The following is a 20,309-nucleotide window of genomic DNA, read 5'->3' as shown; positions in this document are numbered from 1 at the left end:
CTCACATTCACCAAAACAAGGTTACTCCCATGGAAAGCATCGCAGCGCCTAAAAGGTTGCCTGATCGCAAGACTGGAATGGTGTCTAAAAAAAGAAAACCCGGCAAGTCCTTTGCCGGGCATCACGCTAGCGCCTGATTTCTCAGGCTGAGAGCAGTCGCCTCATCAGACTGATTTCTTCACCCGCTTACGGTTGGCAACCAGACCGAAAATACCGATGGCAAGCAGCAAAGCTGTGGCGGGTTCGGAGACTGGCACATCACCATTACCATTAAACTCGGTCAGGTGACTCAACTCCAATTCGGACGGATCCTTGCTCGGAAAGTACGTGGCCAAATTGAATACCCCCCAATCAATCTCGATTTCGTTCTTGAAGAGCACATGTTTTTGAGCATCTTTCACCAGGAAGTACGTCGGATTGAATTTCAGTAAGAACGCAATAATGCTCGTCTCGCCTTGTACGACTTGGAATTCGGCTGGATCGGTCTTACCACTAAAAGTCAGGGTAGTCCCGGCTTCGCCAGATGCCCACGCCGTTTCCACAGCCTCACTAGAATTCGCCAGCGTTGTTGTTTCAGCGATGAATGTATCCAAGCCACCCACATCTGTTCCATCCGTCAAAACATAACTGTAGGCTGGACTGCTTGCCAGACCTAAAGCCAATACGATACTCGCCAAAGCATTTTTTATGTACATTTTTACTACTCCTGTAGTTTAGTGATGTATCCCTGGATTCTTGATCTAAATCGACAAGAATCTCGACACTCCGATCTACTACATAAGGAATAGGCCAAAAATATATGAACGATTACAGCAATTTTGGTCTTTGTCGAAAGGTCCATTTTTCCGTCCCTTCAATCAATTCCTTTCTTTCTTTCAATCAATTGCACGATTGTGGCCAATGATCTTGTTCCCCCCAGCCGGAATCATGGCAATATAACGGTGGTGCCCAACTTTCAAACCAACTGCAACGATACCGAAGCATTTTTTGAGCCAAAATAAAAACAACGATTTATTACAAATGGTTGCTAACGCGACTCATCTGCTCAATAAAAAAATGTGTAAAAATTTCTGACTTTTCGACCCACCTACTCAAGTGAACAACTTCCCCAGCCCCAATCCAAGCAGCGGTTACTGCTATACTCTGCCCCGAATCTGCAAACAACAAACTGAGGTAACCCTGTGAGCCATAAGGATGCGGCCTGTCCCACCCGAGTACTTCAAATAACTTTCAACATGGGCTTCGGTGGCACCGAACAGGTTATCCGCCAACTGGTTACCAAATTTGATCCAGCAGGCTTCCAGTGCGAAATTGCCTGTATCGATGGCGATGTGGGAGCGATCGGGCAAACCCTGGAAGCTGAACAAGGACTAAAAATCCACGCCAGACAACGAGCAGCGGGCCTCGATCTGAAAATGATTTTCTGGCTGAGGGGTCTCATAAGATTTTCTGGCTGAGGAGTCTCATAAAAAGTGGCAACTTCGATATCGTCTATTGCCATCAATACTCCCCCTACACCTATGGCTGGTTCGCCCACTGGGGTACCGGTGCCAGGGTGATGTTTACTGAGCACGGCCGTTTTCATCCGGACCAGCACCGGAAGAAAGCCCGCTTCATCAACCCGCTGACTACCCCAGCTTGATGGATGTCTTTCTTTTACCCTCCTTCACCGAGGGCACGTCAATGACACTTCTTGAAGCCATGAGCCTGGGCATACCGACGGTCGCTACCCGTGTGGGCGGAACCCCGGAAATCGTCGCTGACGGCGAAACCGGCATCCTGACTGAAAGTGATAACCTGGACGAATTCACCGGTGCACTGATGCTGATTCTTGAACAGCCGGCCAAACGGGACCGGATGGCTCACCAGGCCAAACAGCGATTCAGCGAACGGTTCTCAGTGGCACAAATGGCCGAGCAGTACCAGCGGCTTTACGAGGCAAGAGCGGACTATTAAGCTCCCGCTCCACTGTCTATTAAAAACCAGACGAAATTAACACACCAGCCGCCGCTTACTGAAAAATTCTCTCTTTCTACTGACAGCCAGGTAGTCCAGCGGGCCCAGGCATTATCAGCACGCCGATCCCGACCCGCCTACTGACACTAGGACATTCCGACGGACTGAAAATAATTTTTTGTAATCTGAGATTATAGTCAAACTTTTTTTAATCCGTGACATAAATACGGGCTGAAAGTCTAATCAGCAGAACAACTTAAACAGGGTCGTTTACATATGTATTTTAAATGCATGACTTTTTAAAAACTATATTGTCGTTTAAATTTCATACAATATCATCCCGCACTTAAAAAAACGTTACAGAATGATCATAGCAATATACCTCCCTCGCAATGACAATGCCCCGCTCTTATTTGTAGACCAAATTTTTGAGGGAATCTATGTCCATAACCAAAGCCCTCGGGCTAGTAAGTGCTATTGCAATAATGTGCGCATTTCAAATTGCGAGCGCATCAACAACCAGCTCGGATCGTGACAATGATCTGCTAACCGCCCAGGAGGAGGCCTGGCTCGGAACGAAGCCGAACAATCCCGATACTGATGGCGACGGTATCCCCGATGGTGTCGAGTTCTCCTATCGACTTGATCCGCTGGATCCTTCAGACGCCAACCAGGACATGGATGGCGACGGCTCCAGCAACCTGGAGGAGTACCTGGCAAACACCGACCCGAGCGATCCGGCAGATGCACCGGCAACAGCTGACTCTGAGCCGGTAACTACGGAGCCTGAACCGGCGCCGGAGCCTGCTGCCAATGCGCTTACATTGTCGTGGACCGCGCCCCTGCAGCGTACCGACGGCAGCTCCATTTCCCTCGCAGAGATTGACCATTTCGGGATGCGCTACGGCCAGGATCCGGCTAGCCAGGACCAGAGCATGACCGCCCCGAGCGACGCCACAAGCGCCGAGATCAGTGACCTGGCGGCCGGCACCTGGTACTTTTCGATGCGGGTAATCGACTCAAGCGGGCTGCAGAGCGTGTTTTCGGAGCCAGTTGAGCACATCATAGAATAGTATTTCCATGTCAACCGACTAGCGCTGCCAGGGATGGCCAGCTTCTTTGCTGGTTTTTTTATGATGTTGGTACGCGGCACAGCTAACAACGATTAGTAATGCCCCCTATAATCAGACCCTTGGCGTCCATAACAAAGGTGCTGCGCGCGCAAGGCAGATCTTATAAAAACGATCTGAAGCTTTCATATAACCTTCAACATGGGTTTCGGTGGAAACGAACAGATCATCCGCCAACTCATCACTAAGCTGGACGCCTAAAAAACAAGGTGTAACGATGTCCTAAAATCGGTGCGACTTATTATCGTTGAAGACGGCCCCGAACGTGGAAACCTGGAAGCACTGGCAAACAAATTAAAACTAGGAGGCTCAGTAATTCAGTAATCTTTGCACGCTTCCAATCACAACCTGCCGACTTCCTTGGCCTTATGGATATCTTCCGGCTGCTCTCCTTCACCGAAGGCACCTCGATGACACTTCTTGAAGCCATGAGCCTGGGCATACCGACGGTCGCTACCCGTGTGGGCGGAACCCCGGAAATCGTCGCTGACGACGAAACCGGCATCCTGACTGAAAGTGATAACCTGGGTGAATTCACCGGTGCACTGAAGCTGCTTCTTTCGCAGCTGGCCAAACGCAAACAGAGGGCTCAAAAGGCCAAACAGCGATTCCGCGACCGATTCTCAGTTGCAAAAATGGTTAAGCAATACCAGCGGCTTTACGAGGCAGGCACGGGCTATTAGGTTACCCGCACCACTGTTTATAAAAACCAGACGAAATTAACAACAGCCGCCGCTTACTGAAAAATTCTCTTTTTCTACTGACAAGTAAAATAGTCCAGCGGGTCGAGGCATTATCAGCACGCCGATTCCGGCCGCCTGCTGACACTGGGACATTCCGACGGACTGAAAATGATTTTTATGTAATGTGAGATTATACACAAACCACTTTTAATCCGTGACACAAAGACGGGCTGAAAGTCTAATCAGCAGAGCAACTTAAACAGCGCTGTTTACATATGTATTTTAAATACATGAGTCTTTTTAAAAACTATATCGTTGTTTAAATTTTACAAAATATCATCCCGCATTTAAAAAATGTTACAGAACGCTAATGGCAATATACCTTTGTCGTTATGATAATGCCCGATCTTATTTGTAGACCAAATTTTTGTGGGAATCTATGTCAATAACCAAAGCTCTCGGGCTCGGAAGTGCTATTGCAGTAATGTGCGTACCTCAAATTGTGAGCGCGTCAACAACCAGCCAACCGGGTATGGTGCAAGCCGGTTACTGGGACAACGTGAGCGGCGTTAGCGTCGACCAGCTAATTGCGCTGGACGCCTACCCGGATAATCCCGACCAGTTAAACGAACTGACGGAACTGCGGAGCCCCCTGAACCGGGGAAGCAATTACGGGTCTTTGGTCAGGGGCTACATCATCCCCCCCACCGATGGCGTCTATACCTTTTTCGTCGCCGGCGACGATGAGGCTCAGTTCTGGTTAAGCACATCCTCTGATCCTGCCGCGGCGACATCGATTGCATCGGTCACGGGCTGGACGAAACCTGACGAATATACCAAGTACGGATCCCAAACCTCCGGCCTTATGGAACTTTCTGCGGGTCAGCGCTATTACTTCGAGATCCGGCATAAAGAGGCCTCAGGCGACGACCATTTCAGCGTTGCCTGGGAAGGCCCCGGGATACCACAACAGGTCATTGGGGGTAGTTTCATTGCCTCCCTCGGGCACTCCGAGGCTACCGCGCCCGTGGACCAGGACGCAACCGAGAAGGCCTACTCACAGGGTTATCGGGTCGGCTTTCTGGATGGTAAAGAAGGTTTGAATTTTAACCCTCAGTACCCTTTCCTGGATAAAGACCAGGACGGTATCTACGACAACTGGGAAGTCATCCACGGCCTCGATCCCAGCAATCCGGATGATGCAATCTCCGACCCGGACAATGACCTGCTGAACGCCGCGGACGAGTTCCTGATGGGAACCCGGGAGAACGACCCGGACTCGGATGCCGATGGAATCCCTGATGGCGCAGAGGTCGCCTATGGACTTGATCCGCTGGACTCTTCAGACGCCAATCAGGACATGGACGGTGACGGCTTCAGCAACCTGGACGAGTATCTGGCAAATACCGACCCCAGCGATCCAGCAGATGCACCGGCAACAGCTGACTCTGAGCCGGTTTCATCAGCTTCTCAGGTTGCCGGCTTTATCGGGCAATACTTCGAGGGAACGGATTTTAATAGCTTTGTGCTGTCACGCCAGGATGCGACCGTTGATTTTAGCTGGGGCAGCGGCCAGCCCATGGCGGAACTGCCCGTTGACAATTTCAGCACTCGCTGGAGCGGGATGTTTACTGCGCCTCACTCAAGCGGGACCGAGGAATACCAGTTCACGACCCTGACTGATGACGGCGTTCGGCTTTACCTGGACGGTAACCTGGTCATTGATCAATGGAAGGATCAAGCTGCTACGGATTACAGCCATACCATTACACTGGGGGCCCAGGAAACCATTCTGCTCACCAAAGAGTATTACGAGCGTGCGGATGACGCCGAGGCTCAGCTGAGCATCACCCGCCTTGCCAATGGCAAGAAAGTAAGTGCCAGCCAAACCATCACAGCGCCAGACCCAACAGAACCCAGCTCTCAGGATACCGATGGCGATGGCATCCCGGACACCTGGGAACTTGCCTACGGACTCGATCCCTGGACCAATGACGCCAACGACTCATCAAATCCAGACGGTGTGTCCAACCTGGAGGCTTACCAGAGCGATCTCGATCCCTGGACTCTGGAACCGATAACTGCGGAACCGGTAACTACGGAGCCCGAACCGGCGCCGGAGACTGCTACCAACGCGGTGACATTGTCGTGGACCGCGCCTCTGCTGCGTGCCGATGGCAGCTCCCTTTCCCTCGCAGAGATCGACTATTACGAGATCCGCTACGGCCAGGATCAGGCTAACCAGAATCAGAGCATTACCGCCGCAGGAAGCGCAACAAGCGCTGAGATCAGTGACCTGGACTCCGGCACCTGGTACTTCTCGATGCAGGTAGTCGACTCCAGCGGGCTGCAGAGTACGTTTTCGGATTCCATAGAGTACATCGTAGAATAGTATTTCCTGACAACCTTCTGGCCTGCCCATCCCGGGCAGCGCCAGCCGTTTGTCGACTGCGTTCTGTCTCCCCGGGATAGAAGATCTCGACAATTACAATGAGTCGCAGTTTATTAAGGAAGCGTCGACTATCGCCCCCAGATAGTGTGGCAAACTTTACGACTAACGTGTCCACACCCCCAACATCGGCATGTGCCAGATCAGCAGCCATCCGCAAGTCACCGGCGCACCGGGATTCGTATCTTCTATAAGCATCTGACCCGGGTTGATCTTCGAGGTATGAACTCGACTATTTGCTTGAACATGCTAATGTCTGACTAGGCTTTAATCGCGGTCAGTCACCCTGGACGTCCGATCAGAATTTGTAACGGGATACAACCAACATTATGGCAGTGAGAACTTCGTCCCGCGCACATCTGGCCCTGGCATGCTGACAATTGCCCTGCTCCTGATAACCGGCAGCACATGCATTATTGCATTATTCCGCCCCTGGGTTGGTGTCTGCGCTTACTATGTTCTTGGCTTGCTATCGCCTCAGCACATCTGGCCATGGATTTTTAATGATCTTCCAATCTCAATGGCTGTATCTGCCAGTACACTTCTTGGCTTCCTACTGGCGGTTGCTAGTGGCAATATTTCATTCGTCCGCTACAGGAATTCGCAGACCTATTGCGTAATAGGACTTTGGGTGCTTGCGCATCTATCACACCTGTTTTCACCGTACGCAGGACATTCGATACCTTCCAACATGTTCTCACCAGGTTTCATTCTGGACCTGTTTAATACGATGGTTCTTTTTTACTTGATTGCTGTTGGGGCCATCGATTCTCAGCGCAAGCTGCGATTCTTTGCAATGGTTATTGTCGCAGTGTCGATCTATTTTACCTACTGGGCAAACATGCAGTACCTGACAGGCGGTTTCTGGCAGCACCAAATCGATGGCCGCCTTAGGGGGCCCGGCAGCATATATGCTGATACCAATGCATTTGCATTGATGTTCGTTACGGCCATGCCCTTCATTTTTTACATGGCGGTATATATTCGTAACAAGTTAATTAAGTTTTCACTCTGGATAACCATACCTTTTCTCTGGCACGCGGTTTTCCTGACCGGATCCCGCGGTGGTTTACTATCTTTGGCCATTGTCACGCTTTTCATTGGTTGGCGCTTCAGATCGAAAGTTGTATCGGTGGCGTTACTGGCAGCATTGATACTTTCCGCCAGTGACCAGGGTGGCATGATATTGAACCGCACCGAGAACACAATAGCGAAAGAGCAAACGGCGACGGAGGCCGAAGCTCTAGACCCGCGTGTTGTCTCCTGGAAAGTCGGTTTAGAGATTATTTCAGACTACCCTTTGCTAGGTGTAGGTACAGGGCAATTTCAGCAAGCTACGCCAGACTATGGCTATGAAAAAGGACTGGTCGCACATAATACTTTACTCCAATTTTCTGTAGACTCTGGCGTGATCTCAGGGCTCCTATATTTATTTATATTTTATTACATTTTTCTTGTTAATCGCAGGGATAAAGTACGACTTTCTTTAAAGACACCGAGCAGTCTTACTGATATCACCAGAGAAGCAACATCCACCTCGCTATTAGGGTTCTTCGTCGGCTCACAATTCTTAAATCTTATGCTGTTTGAGCCATTTTATTACCTTCTCGCTGTTTTTCTGATTACGACGCACTTGAGACATACCAATGCAATACCAGCCGACTCGGATTAAGCTAAGCTACCGGGTGACCAACATGAAAATGCGCAAATGCATCAGTCACGCGCACATAATCAAGCTGAGAGTCAATTAGAAGGTCGTTCATTGCCTGATCTTGCAAAAAGGAATCTGAAAAATGTCGATCCCTATTTTTTTTTACATCCCAGAAAAAAAATGGCCGGATGATGTGCCCGACGTTTACGACACCCGCTGGAGAGGGTTTGGTGAGGGGTACTACAACTGGACCTTACAAACATATCTGTTGCTGCGAGATCACGGTATCAAGACAGAATTGACCCATGACGTACGCGGGCGCGCCGGAATAGTCATAAGCCACAGAGCACTGCTTGATGCTTCGTTTTCGCCTGCTCCTGATCAGTTGCTGGTTTGCATACAAGCAGACTGGGGCCGCCATCCCTACGCTCAGGCACATATATGTCAGAATAAAGCTCAAACCACCCGTGAAGGAAGACGATCTTTCTATCAATTTTTCTGGCCCGCAAACACCTATTTCGTGCATCACTGGCCACAGCCCGGTTTGCGGGAACGGAACCCTGATCGCGCATCTGAGCTAAACTGTCTCTCCTATTTCGGGCTCGACTATAACCTGACACCGGAGCTGCGATCAGATGACTGGCGATACTTTTTATCTGATCTCGATATTGAATGGCGCGTAGTCGATAAGATGCAGGAATGGGACAATTTCGAAAACACCGATGCCGTTCTCTTCTGTCGGGATTTCAGGGGAACTCACTATTACAACAAGCCAGCAACCAAGCTCTATAACACTTGGCTTGCCCAATGCCTGCCGTTTTGTACACGGGAGTCTGCGTTCCTGGATGAGTGTGCTAAGGATGATCCGGAAGAAGCAGTGTTCATCAATAGCTACGAGCACCTGAAGGAGCAAGTCCGGTACCTGAAAAACAACCCGACGAGGTTCGCCCAAAGGCTCGACGCGGCGAAAGCCAAAGCCGCCGACTACACTAATGACCAGATCGCAAATGAATGGCAGGCGATTTTTGATCAGCTACGTCAAGAGGACTACCCTAAATTCACAAACGGTGCAGTGAACCGATGGCTCTTTTTGAGGACTCGGGACCTGTCGGCGTTGTTCCTGAAAATATTGGGAAAGCTGACGCCCTGACTGCCCAACGGCCAAGTCAGGGCCATACCAAAAAGACTTAGCTAGGTTTGGCCCTTTCTAAGCACCATTTCGAAATAAGCTATAGTCTCACCCAGGCCGTAATCCAATTGAAGGGTCGGTTGCCAGTCGAATAGTTTCCGAGCCAACTCGATGCTCGGCTTGCGCTGACGCGGATCATCCTGAGGTAATGGCAGGAACTTTACCCCTGACCTGGAGCCAGTCAGCTCTATTACCCGCTCTGCGAGTTGACGAATTGTAAACTCGAACGGATTGCCCAGGTTGACTGGCCCTGTCGTACCATTTGGCATGTTCATGAGGCTGATAAGTCCACGGATCAAGTCGTCGACATAACAAAAGCTGCGAGTCTGGTTCCCGTCTCCATAAAGCGTGATATCTTCACCTTTGAGCGCCTGAATGATGAAGTTACTGACAACCCGGCCATCGTTTTCCTGCATTCTCGGGCCGTATGTATTGAAAATCCGAGCCACCCGGATCTCTACATTGTGCTGACGGTGATAATCAAAAAACAGCGTTTCAGCACAACGCTTGCCCTCATCATAACAGGAGCGGGTACCAATAGGATTGACCTTCCCCCAGTAGGCCTCGGTCTGTGGATGCTCTTCCGGGTCACCGTAAACTTCACTGGTTGATGCCTGCAAGACCTTGGCTTTTATACGCTTGGCCAGCCCCAACACGTTGATGGCGCCGTGAACACTGGTTTTCAAAGTCTGTACCGGGTCGAACTGGTAGTGAACCGGCGAGGCAGGACACGCCATGTTATAAATTTCATCGACTTCCAGGTAAAGTGGGAAGGTGATGTCATGACGGATAAATTCGAAATAAGGGTTGGCCAGCAGGTGGGCAATATTACGCTTCTGACCGGTATATAGGTTATCGACACAAACTACTTCGTGACCCTCAGCCAACAGACGCTCGCACAAATGTGAGCCGAGAAAACCGGCGCCGCCGGTAACAAGAATACTACTCATATACCCTCCCTGACATTATGACTGTTCGTTGCATCGGCCTTCCATTTACGAATAACGCCACGTTTCTTTCTGCTGCGACAGGTCGGTCATTTGGCAAGCGGCTCGACAGGAAGACATCCCTATTGAGACGATCTGGCCATTTAACAAGCTGAAAGCGTCAACTCTTAAGCCTTCTCTTCCAAATCTCCTAATTCTATTGTAGACATCTCCGAAGCAACGCGACAGGCACTTTTGGACATAGAAGGTTTCGTGCCTGAATCCGATCAAGAGCCAAAGTATGATGCTGAAGGCGCTTAAGATAATTACCAAGCATCTCACTGAGGCAAGGCTGCTGATCGTTGGGGCCGGCCCACTGCGACATAAACTGACGCAGATTTCCCGGAAACTGGGTATCGCCAACGGCATCAGCCCTTGCCTACCAGACCAGTTGCGGAATCTTACTGGACAATCTGCAAATCAGTTGGTGGCATCGGGGGGGATATCCCCAGATACTCATCCGCACCAAAGTCAACGGGATTGATGTCAGAACGGATTTGTCCGTCGAAATCCGTCTGGGCTTCTGGAAGAGACGAAACCGAATTCATGACTCCAGTACTCGCGGCAAGTAGATGGAGATCTGCGATATCAGGTGAAAAGAACAGGCCAGCATTGCCTTCGAAGCTGTTTTGGCTAGCACTATGATCACCCCCATCGCGGCTACCGATCGGCGCATCGAGGAGATTATTCTTTATCACAGAACCACTCGTATTGAAGCGAAGCTCAATCGACTTGCTCAAATTGCCGTTAGTCAGCACCGTGTTGTGATAGATGCCTGTATCGGGAGAGTCCCAGAGGATAATCGTTGCGTCCGAAGCTGCCTTGCGTTGATCACTGTACAGTCCTTCTGTGTAGGCAATCATATTATTACGGATCAGGCCACCGCGATGATCATTATCACGGTCGATAAGCCCAAATGAAATGGCGCGATCCACATTCATGAAGCGGTTGTTCTCAACAAGCGTTCCACTGGAACCATTCCACATAAGAACTGCCGGGTTCCACAGGTTGTCAGCCGTGTCATCCGTATGAAAGTTAGCAAACAGGTTGTTGCGAATAATCCAGTCTGCACCGCCATGTACATCCACCCCATTGGTGTATCCGGTGCCACCGCCATGGTCGGTCGTCGGCGGTCCATCAGTGTATTCAAGAACGCTGTATTCGACGACACCCCCGTCCACCCCATTGCCAAATGAGTAAGGATTGGCCTTGACAAACTGCTGGCCGGCATTAGCCAAGCGCAAATTGTATAGGTGAGGCGTGCCTGCACCGGGGTTAATCATTATAGAATGCAGGTAGACGTCTTCAATGCTCAGGTTTTGTACATTCAAACCAGTTGCATCAGTCCAGATCCCATGGGGAACATTACCATAGTCGGAATTTTCCATTCCCTTACCAATCAACCGGACCGAATCGCAATCGTCGGCCTCGCCGCGGACGGTGACGTTGGCAGCACGAATGTAAAGAGTTGATGACAGAACATAGGTACCCGGCGCGAGAAGGAGTGTTGTATCAGGTTGCAAACTACCCATCGCGTTCTGCAATTCCGCTTCACTACCAATTTCGACAATATTACCGGTGGGCTCGGATAAAGCGGGGGCAGGCAAACAATCGAACGCAACGACGACCGGGACAACGTTTACCAGAAGCATCGCTAGTCCAAGCTGACGAAATACTGTCTTGATTTTGATGGCGAACATATAGAAATGGTCTCCTTCTAACTTTGAGGTCTGGCGAGCCGAAGTTCTCGCACAGGATTGCGGATGTAGTGATTACAGGATAACCTCTGGCGCAAGTAAAACCACGCATTCATTCTCATTTTTCACCTTGGAAAAGTGTTGCGTGGCAGACTAACCTAAGCAGAATTACGTTCTCGTATAGTTTGGTCCTGCAAACGTTTTGGATAAAACACCGACCCGGGACATGAACGCAGATGACCTCTCTAGCACACCGAGTCCTTTCCAGTTCAGCCAATATGCTCATTATCCGTCTCACCCAGCGCAGTCTGGGTCTGATAAGTACGCTAGTATTGGCACGTCTACTGACACCGGCGGATTTCGGCCTCGTCGCCATCGTGGCCATCGTAGTCCAGTTTTTCGACATCGTCGCCACCAGTGGTAGCACCCAATACATTATTCAGAAAGCCGACCTGCACGATGACGATCTAAACACTGCCTGGACCATAGACCTGCTCATGAAGGGCGGCCTGCAACTGATCCTGATCGCCGCTGCTCCGACAGTGGCCGATTACTACGACAAGCCCGAATTACAGATGGCGCTGTGGATAGCCTCCTGTTCATTGCCTATTTCAGCTTTACTCAACCCAGGCCTGACCCTGCTGAAGAAGCAACTTGACTACCGGCGTATTCTGCGTCTTTCGATCATCCAGAAACTGCTTTCCTTCACCGTTGTCATGACAGTGGTACTGATTGAGCCCTCCTTCTGGGCACTGATCATCGGCGATTTGGTCTCGTCCGCAGCATTCACCCTGGGCAGTTACCTCATTCATCAATTCCGGCCCCGCCTGAGCCTCTCGCAGATTCGCACCCAATGGAATTTTTCACAGTGGATGCTGCTGAAAAGCGTCTTCGGCTACACCCGTTCCCATATCGACACCCTGCTGGTTTCTCGCAGCTTCGGTGTGGCTGAAGTTGGCAAGTATCACATGGTCAAACATCTTACCTCCATTCCCGCCACTGACATCATTTCGCCGGCCATTGAACCTCTGCTGTCGGCCTTTTCACTCTCCAAGAAGCATCAGCCCGATGCCCTACCCCAACAGGTACGTATCGCTCTGCTTGTAATCCTTTTTCTGATAATGCCACTTTGTGTTTTTATCTGGCATTATCCGGCGCCCATCATCGACACTCTGCTTGGCTCGCAGTGGACCAGCGCGTATGGCGTTCTGTCGGCGCTGTCGCTGCTGCTTTTCGCATTTTCGCTAAACCAACTCTTCGAGTCCTACTGCATCTCTCAAGGGCGTGTGAAACAGGTTTTCGGGTACGATGTTGCCTCCATGATTTGCGTCGTCGGCGTGCTCTTCTTCTTTCCCGGCGATAGCCTTAACGAGTTCGCCTTACACCGGGGCTTGCTGGGCGCTGCCACTGCGCTGGGTTTCTTCCTTTATATCAACCATAGCCTGAGGCTGGGGATAGTACGCTTAATAAGTTTGACAGTGCCTATCGTTCTGGGCTGCCTGGTTGCCGTTTGGCTAAGCGCCTTGGTCGACAGCAGGATGCACACGTTTAGCCTGGTACACCTGGTATATTTAACCGCCGTCTTCTTTCCTGCATACCTTGTCACTGCCGTGATCCTCTACGCCCTTTTCTATCGCACCAATAATGATGTTCGTCGGGTCCAGGCATTTGTGGCCCCCGCTGTCAGCCACTGTATTCGGGGTTTACGTTGTTGGCTGACTCGTCACGGCTAGTCCCATTGCTCTCATCAGCTCCGATCGATCAGCTTTCTCGGTCGATGCTACAAAGGCCTGCCTGGATCGATATATCTCCCGCGCGTTCGCCATTCTGATAAACTATTTTAAGAAGCAAAACATTCTTTACCGGTTGTATTGTTTACTGGCCGCGCTCTGCCGAAATGCGCCAGGGACTTGTTGAGCTGCATTAAGGAGGGACCCGCAGAATGAGGTCAACATTGCGACGCTGGCTGCGCGACCATTTGATCAGGGCTTTGGTGCGAGCTCTGGACAGCCAGGAAGTTCACCATTTGCTTAACCAGCGCCACACCGACGACCCGCGAATCCGCACCGGTCTAACCTACCGGCCAACACCTTACCGACCGGTTTCGGTACAAAAAGCCACACCAACGATAGAACCTCATCCCATATTTATAAGCGGGCGATTTCGTAGCGGCTCAACCCTGTTGTGGAATCTCTTTCGCCGGCCAGGTGTCCACACCGCTTACTACGAACCACTAAACGAACGTCGCTGGTTCGACACCTCTGGCCGGGGCGACCATACCGATCTGACACACCGGGGGGTCGACGATTACTGGCGCGAATACGATGGTCTGGAGGAGCTGGCAAATTTTTATCAGGAGCGGTGGGTCCGCGAACGCCTTTATATGGATGGCTACGACTTTGATCCGGCCCTCAAGCGCTACCTTCAGATCCTGATCGAGCGCGCTCCCGAACGCCCTGTGCTGCAGTTTAACCGCGTCGATTTCCGCCTGCCATGGCTCCGGCAGGAATTCCCGAATGCCACGATTGTGCACATTTACCGCGATCCGCGCGAACAATGGTGCTCCTTTCTCGGAACTGGTCATGGCTATGGGCCGGATGCCAGCGGGTCACGGGGCTACCAAGATCGATTTTACCTGAACCTGTGGGGCCGGGATCTGTGCCGCTACTACCCTTTCCTGACCGACTTTCATGACCGACATAGGTACTATCTTTTCTACCTGTTATGGAAACTCTCCTTCCTCCACGGTCAGCAACACGCCAACTACAACCTTGCCTTTGAAGACCTGGTCACATCACCGAAACCGACTCTGGCCCATCTGTTCGATGCCATTGGTGTAAAAGTCGATATTGAGCCATTACTACCACTGATCGAGCAGCCACGTCTGGATAACTGGCACGACTACGCTGACGATCAATGGTTTTGTTCCATAGAAACCGAGTGTGACGCCCTGCTTAACGACTACTTTTCCGCCTCTTGAGACATCCTGCCATGAGAAAAATCCTTCTACTCAGTGAGATCTTTCCGCCCCAGCATGGCGGCAGCGGCCGTTGGTTCTGGGAAATTTACTCTCGCCTGCCCGCCAACCGTGTCGAATTCGGTGCCGGCCACTACCCCGGCGCTTCCGAATTCGACCGAAGCCAGACCCATCGCATCCATCGCTTGCCGTTAAGTAGTCCGTCATGGGGGCTGCGCTCCTTGGTGGGGCTACGCTTCTATCTGAACAACCTTTGGCGTTTGATTCGCCTGACGCGTCGGATAGGCGTTGAAGAAATTCATTGCGGCCGCTGCCTGCCGGAAGGAGTCATTGCGTGGCTGCTGAAAAACATCACCGGACGGCCTTATAGTTGCTATGTGCATGGCGAAGATGTTGAGACGGCAGCCACTAGTCGGGAGCTATCGTGGATGGTGCAAAGAGTGTTGAACAACTCCGAAAGATTAATCTGTAACAGCCACAATAGCGCTGCTTTGCTTCGCGAGAACTGGGGCGTCGATGCGGACCGCATTGCAGTTATGCACCCTGGGGTCGACGTCGATCGCTTCAGTAGCACGCAAATAAGACCTCAGCCACCTGGCTGGGCAGGAAAAAACGTAATCCTGACCGTGGGCCGGCTGCAAAAGCGCAAGGGGCACGACATGCTGATCTCTGCCCTGCCTGAACTGAGCCATTCGCATCCGGACGTGCACTACTGCATAGTCGGCGACGGCAAGGAAAAAGCCGAACTGGCGCGCTTGGCGCAAGATCTGGGGGTGGCGGAGCGGGTGGAGTTTCGAGACGCAATTGACGACGAAACGATGATTGCCTGCTATCAGCATTGTGCGCTCTTCGCCCTGCCCAACCGGACTGTCGGACGGGATATTGAAGGCTTCGGCATCGTACTGCTTGAAGCTCAGGCTTGCGGTAAGGCCGTATTAGCCGGCGATTCAGGCGGCACCCGCGAAACCATGGTACCGGACGAGACCGGAGTTATCGTGGACTGCACCGCACCCGAGCCACTGGCCGCGGCGCTGTCGAGGCTACTGGCCGATCCGGAACGCCTGGCGCGCATGGGCGAGGCTGGCGTGAGCCAGGCCCTGCGTTTCCATTGGCCAAACCTGGCGCGGGATGCCGAACGACTGTTCAGCAAATCAGCCGAGGTTAAACAGTCCAGCGACTAATTCGTACTGGAACAGCGAACCATCGAGATCAGGAAGCGGTAGTCGGCCTCAAATCGTGCGGAGGCATCCGTCTCGGCATAGCGCATGCCGTCGAGCTCGTTGACTTTGATGGCCAATTCGCCCTGCCAATTTGGATCATGCTCCGCAATCACCCCAGCCAGAACCTCGGTGGCTCGCTCACAGGACAGCCACTCACCGACGAAGGCTCGAGGCTCGAAGCGTTCAGCCTGGTCCAGCATGGCCATAATGGTGTCAGGCAATTCAGCTTCCGTGGCGAAGCGGCCGGTTTCATCATTAATATAGAAATAGTGCTCACCGTAGTTATGCCCCGCCCGGACGATAACCGGGACATCGCAGAACATCCCTTCGATGATTGCCCGGTTGTTGCCCTCAAAACGTGACCACAAAAGGTTGAGACGCGACTGGCGGAAAAGATCTGCAACCTGGTTCGGTGGCACTTTGTCAAAGATAGTGAGACTGGATCGAACACCGTAGTAGTCCGCCAACTCGAGAATACGTTCAGCGTTCGTTGTAGTCGAGTAGCCAGCAAGTGCCACTTGAATTGGTCGACCCCGACGCGCCAATTGCCGCAAAGCCCGAAATAAGGCGTGATGGCGTTTGAACGGATCCCAGGCAGCAACCATTATCAAATCGAACCGCTTGGCAATCTCCGGTAATGGCCGGAACATTCGATGGTCGACCCACCAACTAGGCCCAATGTCAACCGGCACCAGGTTGGCGCCAAGCCGTTGGATAAAGTCGCGATCGCGACCTTCATATGTCATCACGAAGACCGGCTCGCGAAGATGGGCATAACAAAGAATGCCGGGGTCTGCATAGCCGGCCCAGCTTGGTTCCAGTACCAGATGGTAGTGCCGCGCCAGCTCCTCGACGTCGAACAGCTTGAATAACAGACTGAAGTAGTAGCTATATTTGACAAGCAGAACGCCCTTCTCAGTAGCCGTCGCTGCCTTCAATATTATGACCACACCCTCGAACAACTGGGTTGGGTCGTCAAAGAACTTGCGGGTATTGGATAAGGGTTGGGTTGCGTCGATAGTCTGACGGCTCAGGGCGCGTCCAACCGGATTGTCCGTGGAGAAAAGACGGCGGCACTCGCCAGTAACCAGCCAGGCACTACCGGCCCAGCCGGTGCGAAACAGGCTCGACAACTGTTGACCGTAGCAACTGTAGCGGCCCCGCATACGCGAAAATCTGGCCCGGACGTAGAGCAGAAGGGTGAAGGGCAACATCCAACGACGGGCATCATATTTCAGTAGCTCCACCAACCGCTGCCGCAAAAGAAAAAGACGAATTCTTAATCGACTTCTCCAGCATATTCGCGCACCAGAGTGACCAACTGAATCCTGATTCTGGCGGCTATCCATGTAAATCTTCCTGTCCTGAGCACCGCTGATGTGGAACCCGGAGCACCGCCAACACCCACATTGGCAAGCCCCGATACAGTAGACGCCTGATAGCGTTATAATAAACGTTAAATCTACAGGTGTTGATGATGAGCGGGAAGCGAAACTCCAAAGAATTCAAATCAATCAAGCCAGGCAGATCAAGAAGTGTGTTCAGCACGGCAACAATGATGGTCTATTTCTCGTAGACTTTGAACATAACAATAGCTTAAGCAGCTATGAGGTATTCTAACAAGCAGAGGCCCGCCAAATGCCTATTGTGTATAATTACCTTTCATTGAGTTATTCTGTCTATTCAATACGTATGAAGTTGATGTATTTAATGCAGACGTTTTCTCGCTGTCGGGTAAGCCAAATTCTAACCTGGCCGAAACATTCAATCTCATTGGACGAAAAGTGGTTTACTGAGAAATCTCCTCCATACCTTGTCCTTTAACGAAGAGGTTTTGAACGGCGATGGACTCAATATCAGTGATAATTCCCATCTTCAACCGCTCCAAATGGATTGGCTCAACTCTTGACCACATTCTGGGACAAAGCAGCAAAGTGGATGAAATCATCCTCTGTGATGACGGCTCGGAAGACGATCTACCTAACGCTCTTCAACCCTACGGCCAGTTGGTCAAGGTAATCCGTATTGAGAACAGCGGGCCAGCAGTAGCGCGCAAAACTGCAATAGAGCATTCAAAAGGGGACTGGATTGCGTTGTGCGACAGCGATGATTTCTGGTACCCGGAGCATATCCAACGGTTCAGATTTGCCCGCTCTGAGTTCCCCTCTTCAAATTTTTATTTCGCCAATTTCCACATGTCAAACGAGCCAGACAGAACCAAATTCGACGCAGCCCCGGAAGGGTGGTTTGAGTCGCTGACCTCCTCATCTGAAAGTTTTGAACAGCTCATCCATACTGACGCTGGCCTTTATTCAGCTCTGCTTAATTTCCAATGTTGCTTTCAGTCTGCTTGTGTATTCAGCCGTGAATTATATGAGGCTATCGGGGGCATAACCCCAGAAGTTTCGAGATGGCAGGCAGAGGACGCCCACCTTACCCGTCGCCTTGCGGCCTACGGCGATTCTGTTATCGACAGGATGCCTGGTGTAATAATCAACAAGCACGACGATAATTTCTCTGGAAACATTCTTGGCAATTTTGAGGGGCGTATCCGGATCCTTGAAAAGCTTCTGTTTGATGAAGCATTACCGGCGACACTGCAAATGCAGACGCGTAAGGAAGTGAAAAGTTCAAGATTAACTCTATTCAGACAATACTACTGGCATGGTGAATACGATAAGGCTCGACACCTCTTTAAGGAAGTACGAAGCGAACCACTTTCTGCTAAAGATTACCTGCGCTTTATGAGGGCCTCTTTAAAGTCCCTTATCTGAACAGTTGAATGCGCCCCCTCTAGATGGGGGCCCATCCATCCATATAATCATTAACAATTTCTACAGTGCCATCCGATGAACCAAATCTGAAAACTATTATTTCGCCTGGAATTATCAATCTTGTAAAATAGTAATATTTGATGGTGGATTGGGTGGGTTGTTGTTAGGCACGGGAATTTTATATACAGAAATCACAGGGCTACCTGACTCATGGTTTTTTGTCGCCGCAGCATGACTCAAAACCAATGTGCCAGTTTGAAGATCAAAACTTCCGCCGGTCACTTCACCAGTCCCGCCTTGTTCATTATATTCCATCCAACGGTCATCAAAAATTCCATAGCTGTATGGTATGACTTCATGGGAGGTAGACGCAGCAAGTATCTCATTAAGGTCATAGAGCCAGAAGTAACTGTGATAGTCCTCATTATCGTTAGCACAAAAACCCCCGCAAAGGAAGCCTGCATCATTGGTGATCTTGTATCCACCGCCCGAATCATGCATACCCGAAGATCCAATTACCATAAAAGTTCTTGTACCTGGCACGATAAAAGCAAAGGCAGCAGTGCTTTTTACCGTCCACATGTCATTCTTGCCGGTATGATTTGCAATATCCCAATCCCCGGACCCACTTACTGTAGAATCTTGCCAAATACTCGAAGACAAAGCGTTTTGAAATGGATAATTCATCCATTCCTTTGTATTAACCGCCCATTGATTGCCTGCCACATTTTCAGGATCGAAAACATATAGACTCGGCCCTTCGCTGAGACGACTTGAAATTGACATCCCTCCGCCATTCCCAGCAAGGTAAGGCCCGCCCAGCAATTCTTGCCATGCAGGTGGGATTGGCGATATGTAATTGACTGTCCTTGCGGCTCCATCCATTTCATAAAATCCGTCAATTTCACTACTGGCTAAATTTGATGGGGTTCTCACAACCATGGTTGTCTGTTTTGCATCTCCATTTCCATCATAGGTGTCATAGCCTTGGATAAACAAATCGCCATTTACTATCGCCATACCACCAAGGCGGTCGATTCCGTCCTGGTTGCCCGTCGTTGTTCTATCAATCACTTCAACAAAGTTTTGAATGGGCTCGCCATCAGGCAACTTCGATTTATCCGTTGATTGACTAAGAACCTGGGGAATACGGAATTCGCCAACCCCAAGCTGATATACATGAGAATCAATAAATACACTGTTCCTCTCAGGGTGATAGGCCACTCTTCCCTGTGAATAACTCGTGGATGAAAAAGCATCCGTATGATCAGTCTTAAAGGATCCGAGGTAGTTAGACAGTATGTAATCTTTTGTTATTAACCCCAGGTTCTTAGGGCTAGTTTCTGTCTGCCCATGAGCTGTCATGCTGATCAAAAACATAGATACGGCAACAACACTAAACGACCAACCAACATAAAGTTGGCTTTTGTTTCTTTTTAAAGCTCTTAAACTAATACCCATTACTCTCTCCAAATAACATCATCCAGCAAGGTAATTCCAGATCCCTCAAACAAATGCTCTATCTTCTCCTTCTTACTTTACCTCTTGCGCTGGCCTATAGAAATATAAATGCGACCAAAGATGCTACATGCAAATA

Annotated in this window: 17 protein-coding genes; 12 read left to right on the top strand and 5 right to left on the bottom strand. The window is 50.6% G+C overall.

Features of this window, described 5'->3' with window-relative positions; translation table 11 throughout:
- Positions 1 to 164: 164 nt before the first annotated feature.
- Positions 165 to 695, bottom strand: a complete 531-nt coding sequence (locus tag F6Y09_RS07845) for a PEP-CTERM sorting domain-containing protein (protein WP_152206354.1) — start codon at positions 693 to 695, stop codon at positions 165 to 167.
- Between the two features lie 486 nt (positions 696 to 1,181).
- Between F6Y09_RS07845 and F6Y09_RS20520 the strand changes: the two genes are divergently transcribed.
- The 8 genes from F6Y09_RS20520 (at position 1,182) to F6Y09_RS07815 (ending at position 9,019) form a co-directional block, all read left to right on the top strand.
- The gene (locus F6Y09_RS20520) at positions 1,182 to 1,457 is read left to right on the top strand and encodes a glycosyltransferase family protein (protein WP_246180397.1); all 276 of its coding nucleotides are present in this window, start codon (positions 1,182 to 1,184) and stop codon (positions 1,455 to 1,457) included.
- Positions 1,424 to 1,642: a glycosyltransferase gene (locus F6Y09_RS20515; RefSeq protein WP_343031089.1), complete on the top strand. Its 219-nt coding sequence runs from the start codon at positions 1,424 to 1,426 to the stop codon at positions 1,640 to 1,642. Before F6Y09_RS20520 ends, F6Y09_RS20515 begins: the two co-directional genes overlap by 34 nt.
- A complete protein-coding gene (locus tag F6Y09_RS20510) occupies positions 1,642 to 1,956 on the top strand; it encodes a glycosyltransferase (protein WP_343031082.1) in 315 nt (104 codons plus the stop codon). Before F6Y09_RS20515 ends, F6Y09_RS20510 begins: the two co-directional genes overlap by 1 nt.
- 485 nt (positions 1,957 to 2,441) lie before the next feature.
- On the top strand, positions 2,442 to 3,029 hold the full coding sequence (locus F6Y09_RS07835; RefSeq protein ID WP_152206353.1) for a fibronectin type III domain-containing protein: 588 nt from the start codon (positions 2,442 to 2,444) through the stop codon (positions 3,027 to 3,029).
- Between the two features lie 350 nt (positions 3,030 to 3,379).
- A complete protein-coding gene (locus F6Y09_RS07830; RefSeq protein WP_343031088.1) occupies positions 3,380 to 3,769 on the top strand; it encodes a glycosyltransferase family 4 protein in 390 nt (129 codons plus the stop codon).
- A 502-nt stretch (positions 3,770 to 4,271) separates the two neighbouring features.
- Positions 4,272 to 6,161 (top strand): PA14 domain-containing protein, encoded by a 1,890-nt coding sequence (locus F6Y09_RS07825; RefSeq protein WP_179959371.1) that lies wholly within the window; start codon positions 4,272 to 4,274, stop codon positions 6,159 to 6,161.
- A 427-nt stretch (positions 6,162 to 6,588) separates the two neighbouring features.
- Positions 6,589 to 7,890 carry an O-antigen ligase family protein gene (locus F6Y09_RS07820; protein ID WP_152206351.1) on the top strand — a complete coding sequence of 434 codons (1,302 nt, stop codon included), beginning with the start codon at positions 6,589 to 6,591 and terminating at the stop codon, positions 7,888 to 7,890.
- Between the two features lie 121 nt (positions 7,891 to 8,011).
- A complete protein-coding gene (locus tag F6Y09_RS07815) occupies positions 8,012 to 9,019 on the top strand; it encodes a hypothetical protein (RefSeq protein ID WP_152206350.1) in 1,008 nt (335 codons plus the stop codon).
- Positions 9,020 to 9,060: 41 nt separating this feature from the next.
- On the opposite strand, the gene F6Y09_RS07810 is transcribed toward F6Y09_RS07815, so the two are convergent.
- Positions 9,061 to 10,008, bottom strand: a complete 948-nt coding sequence (locus F6Y09_RS07810) for a UDP-glucuronic acid decarboxylase family protein (RefSeq protein ID WP_152206349.1) — start codon at positions 10,006 to 10,008, stop codon at positions 9,061 to 9,063.
- A gap of 437 nt (positions 10,009 to 10,445) precedes the next feature.
- Positions 10,446 to 11,744, bottom strand: a complete 1,299-nt coding sequence (locus F6Y09_RS07805; RefSeq protein ID WP_152206348.1) for a right-handed parallel beta-helix repeat-containing protein — start codon at positions 11,742 to 11,744, stop codon at positions 10,446 to 10,448.
- Between the two features lie 233 nt (positions 11,745 to 11,977).
- Here F6Y09_RS07805 and F6Y09_RS07800 point away from each other — a divergent pair, with 233 nt between their 5' ends.
- The 3 genes from F6Y09_RS07800 (at position 11,978) to F6Y09_RS07790 (ending at position 15,899) form a co-directional block, all read left to right on the top strand.
- Positions 11,978 to 13,474, top strand: a complete 1,497-nt coding sequence (locus F6Y09_RS07800) for an oligosaccharide flippase family protein (protein ID WP_152206347.1) — start codon at positions 11,978 to 11,980, stop codon at positions 13,472 to 13,474.
- A gap of 209 nt (positions 13,475 to 13,683) precedes the next feature.
- Positions 13,684 to 14,721, top strand: coding sequence for a sulfotransferase (locus F6Y09_RS07795; protein WP_152206346.1), 1,038 nt, complete (start codon positions 13,684 to 13,686; stop codon positions 14,719 to 14,721).
- Positions 14,722 to 14,732: 11 nt separating this feature from the next.
- Positions 14,733 to 15,899, top strand: coding sequence for a glycosyltransferase family 4 protein (locus tag F6Y09_RS07790; protein ID WP_152206345.1), 1,167 nt, complete (start codon positions 14,733 to 14,735; stop codon positions 15,897 to 15,899).
- Here F6Y09_RS07790 and F6Y09_RS07785 read toward each other — a convergent pair.
- Positions 15,896 to 17,185, bottom strand: coding sequence for a glycosyltransferase (locus tag F6Y09_RS07785; protein ID WP_179959370.1), 1,290 nt, complete (start codon positions 17,183 to 17,185; stop codon positions 15,896 to 15,898). The two genes, F6Y09_RS07790 and F6Y09_RS07785, sit on opposite strands and share 4 nt — an antisense overlap.
- 612 nt (positions 17,186 to 17,797) lie before the next feature.
- Between F6Y09_RS07785 and F6Y09_RS07780 the strand changes: the two genes are divergently transcribed.
- The gene (locus tag F6Y09_RS07780; RefSeq protein WP_179959369.1) at positions 17,798 to 18,712 is read left to right on the top strand and encodes a glycosyltransferase family 2 protein; all 915 of its coding nucleotides are present in this window, start codon (positions 17,798 to 17,800) and stop codon (positions 18,710 to 18,712) included.
- A gap of 114 nt (positions 18,713 to 18,826) precedes the next feature.
- On the opposite strand, the gene F6Y09_RS20115 is transcribed toward F6Y09_RS07780, so the two are convergent.
- Entirely contained in the window at positions 18,827 to 20,173 is a 1,347-nt protein-coding gene (locus F6Y09_RS20115; protein ID WP_179959368.1) for a hypothetical protein, read from the bottom strand.
- Positions 20,174 to 20,309: the final 136 nt, after the last annotated feature.

It is taken from the genome of Marinobacter changyiensis (assembly GCF_009193265.1).
GTDB lineage: Bacteria > Pseudomonadota > Gammaproteobacteria > Pseudomonadales > Oleiphilaceae > Marinobacter > Marinobacter changyiensis.
The sequence above is the reverse complement of the archived record's forward strand: the minus strand, read 5'-3'. Positions and strand labels throughout refer to the sequence as shown.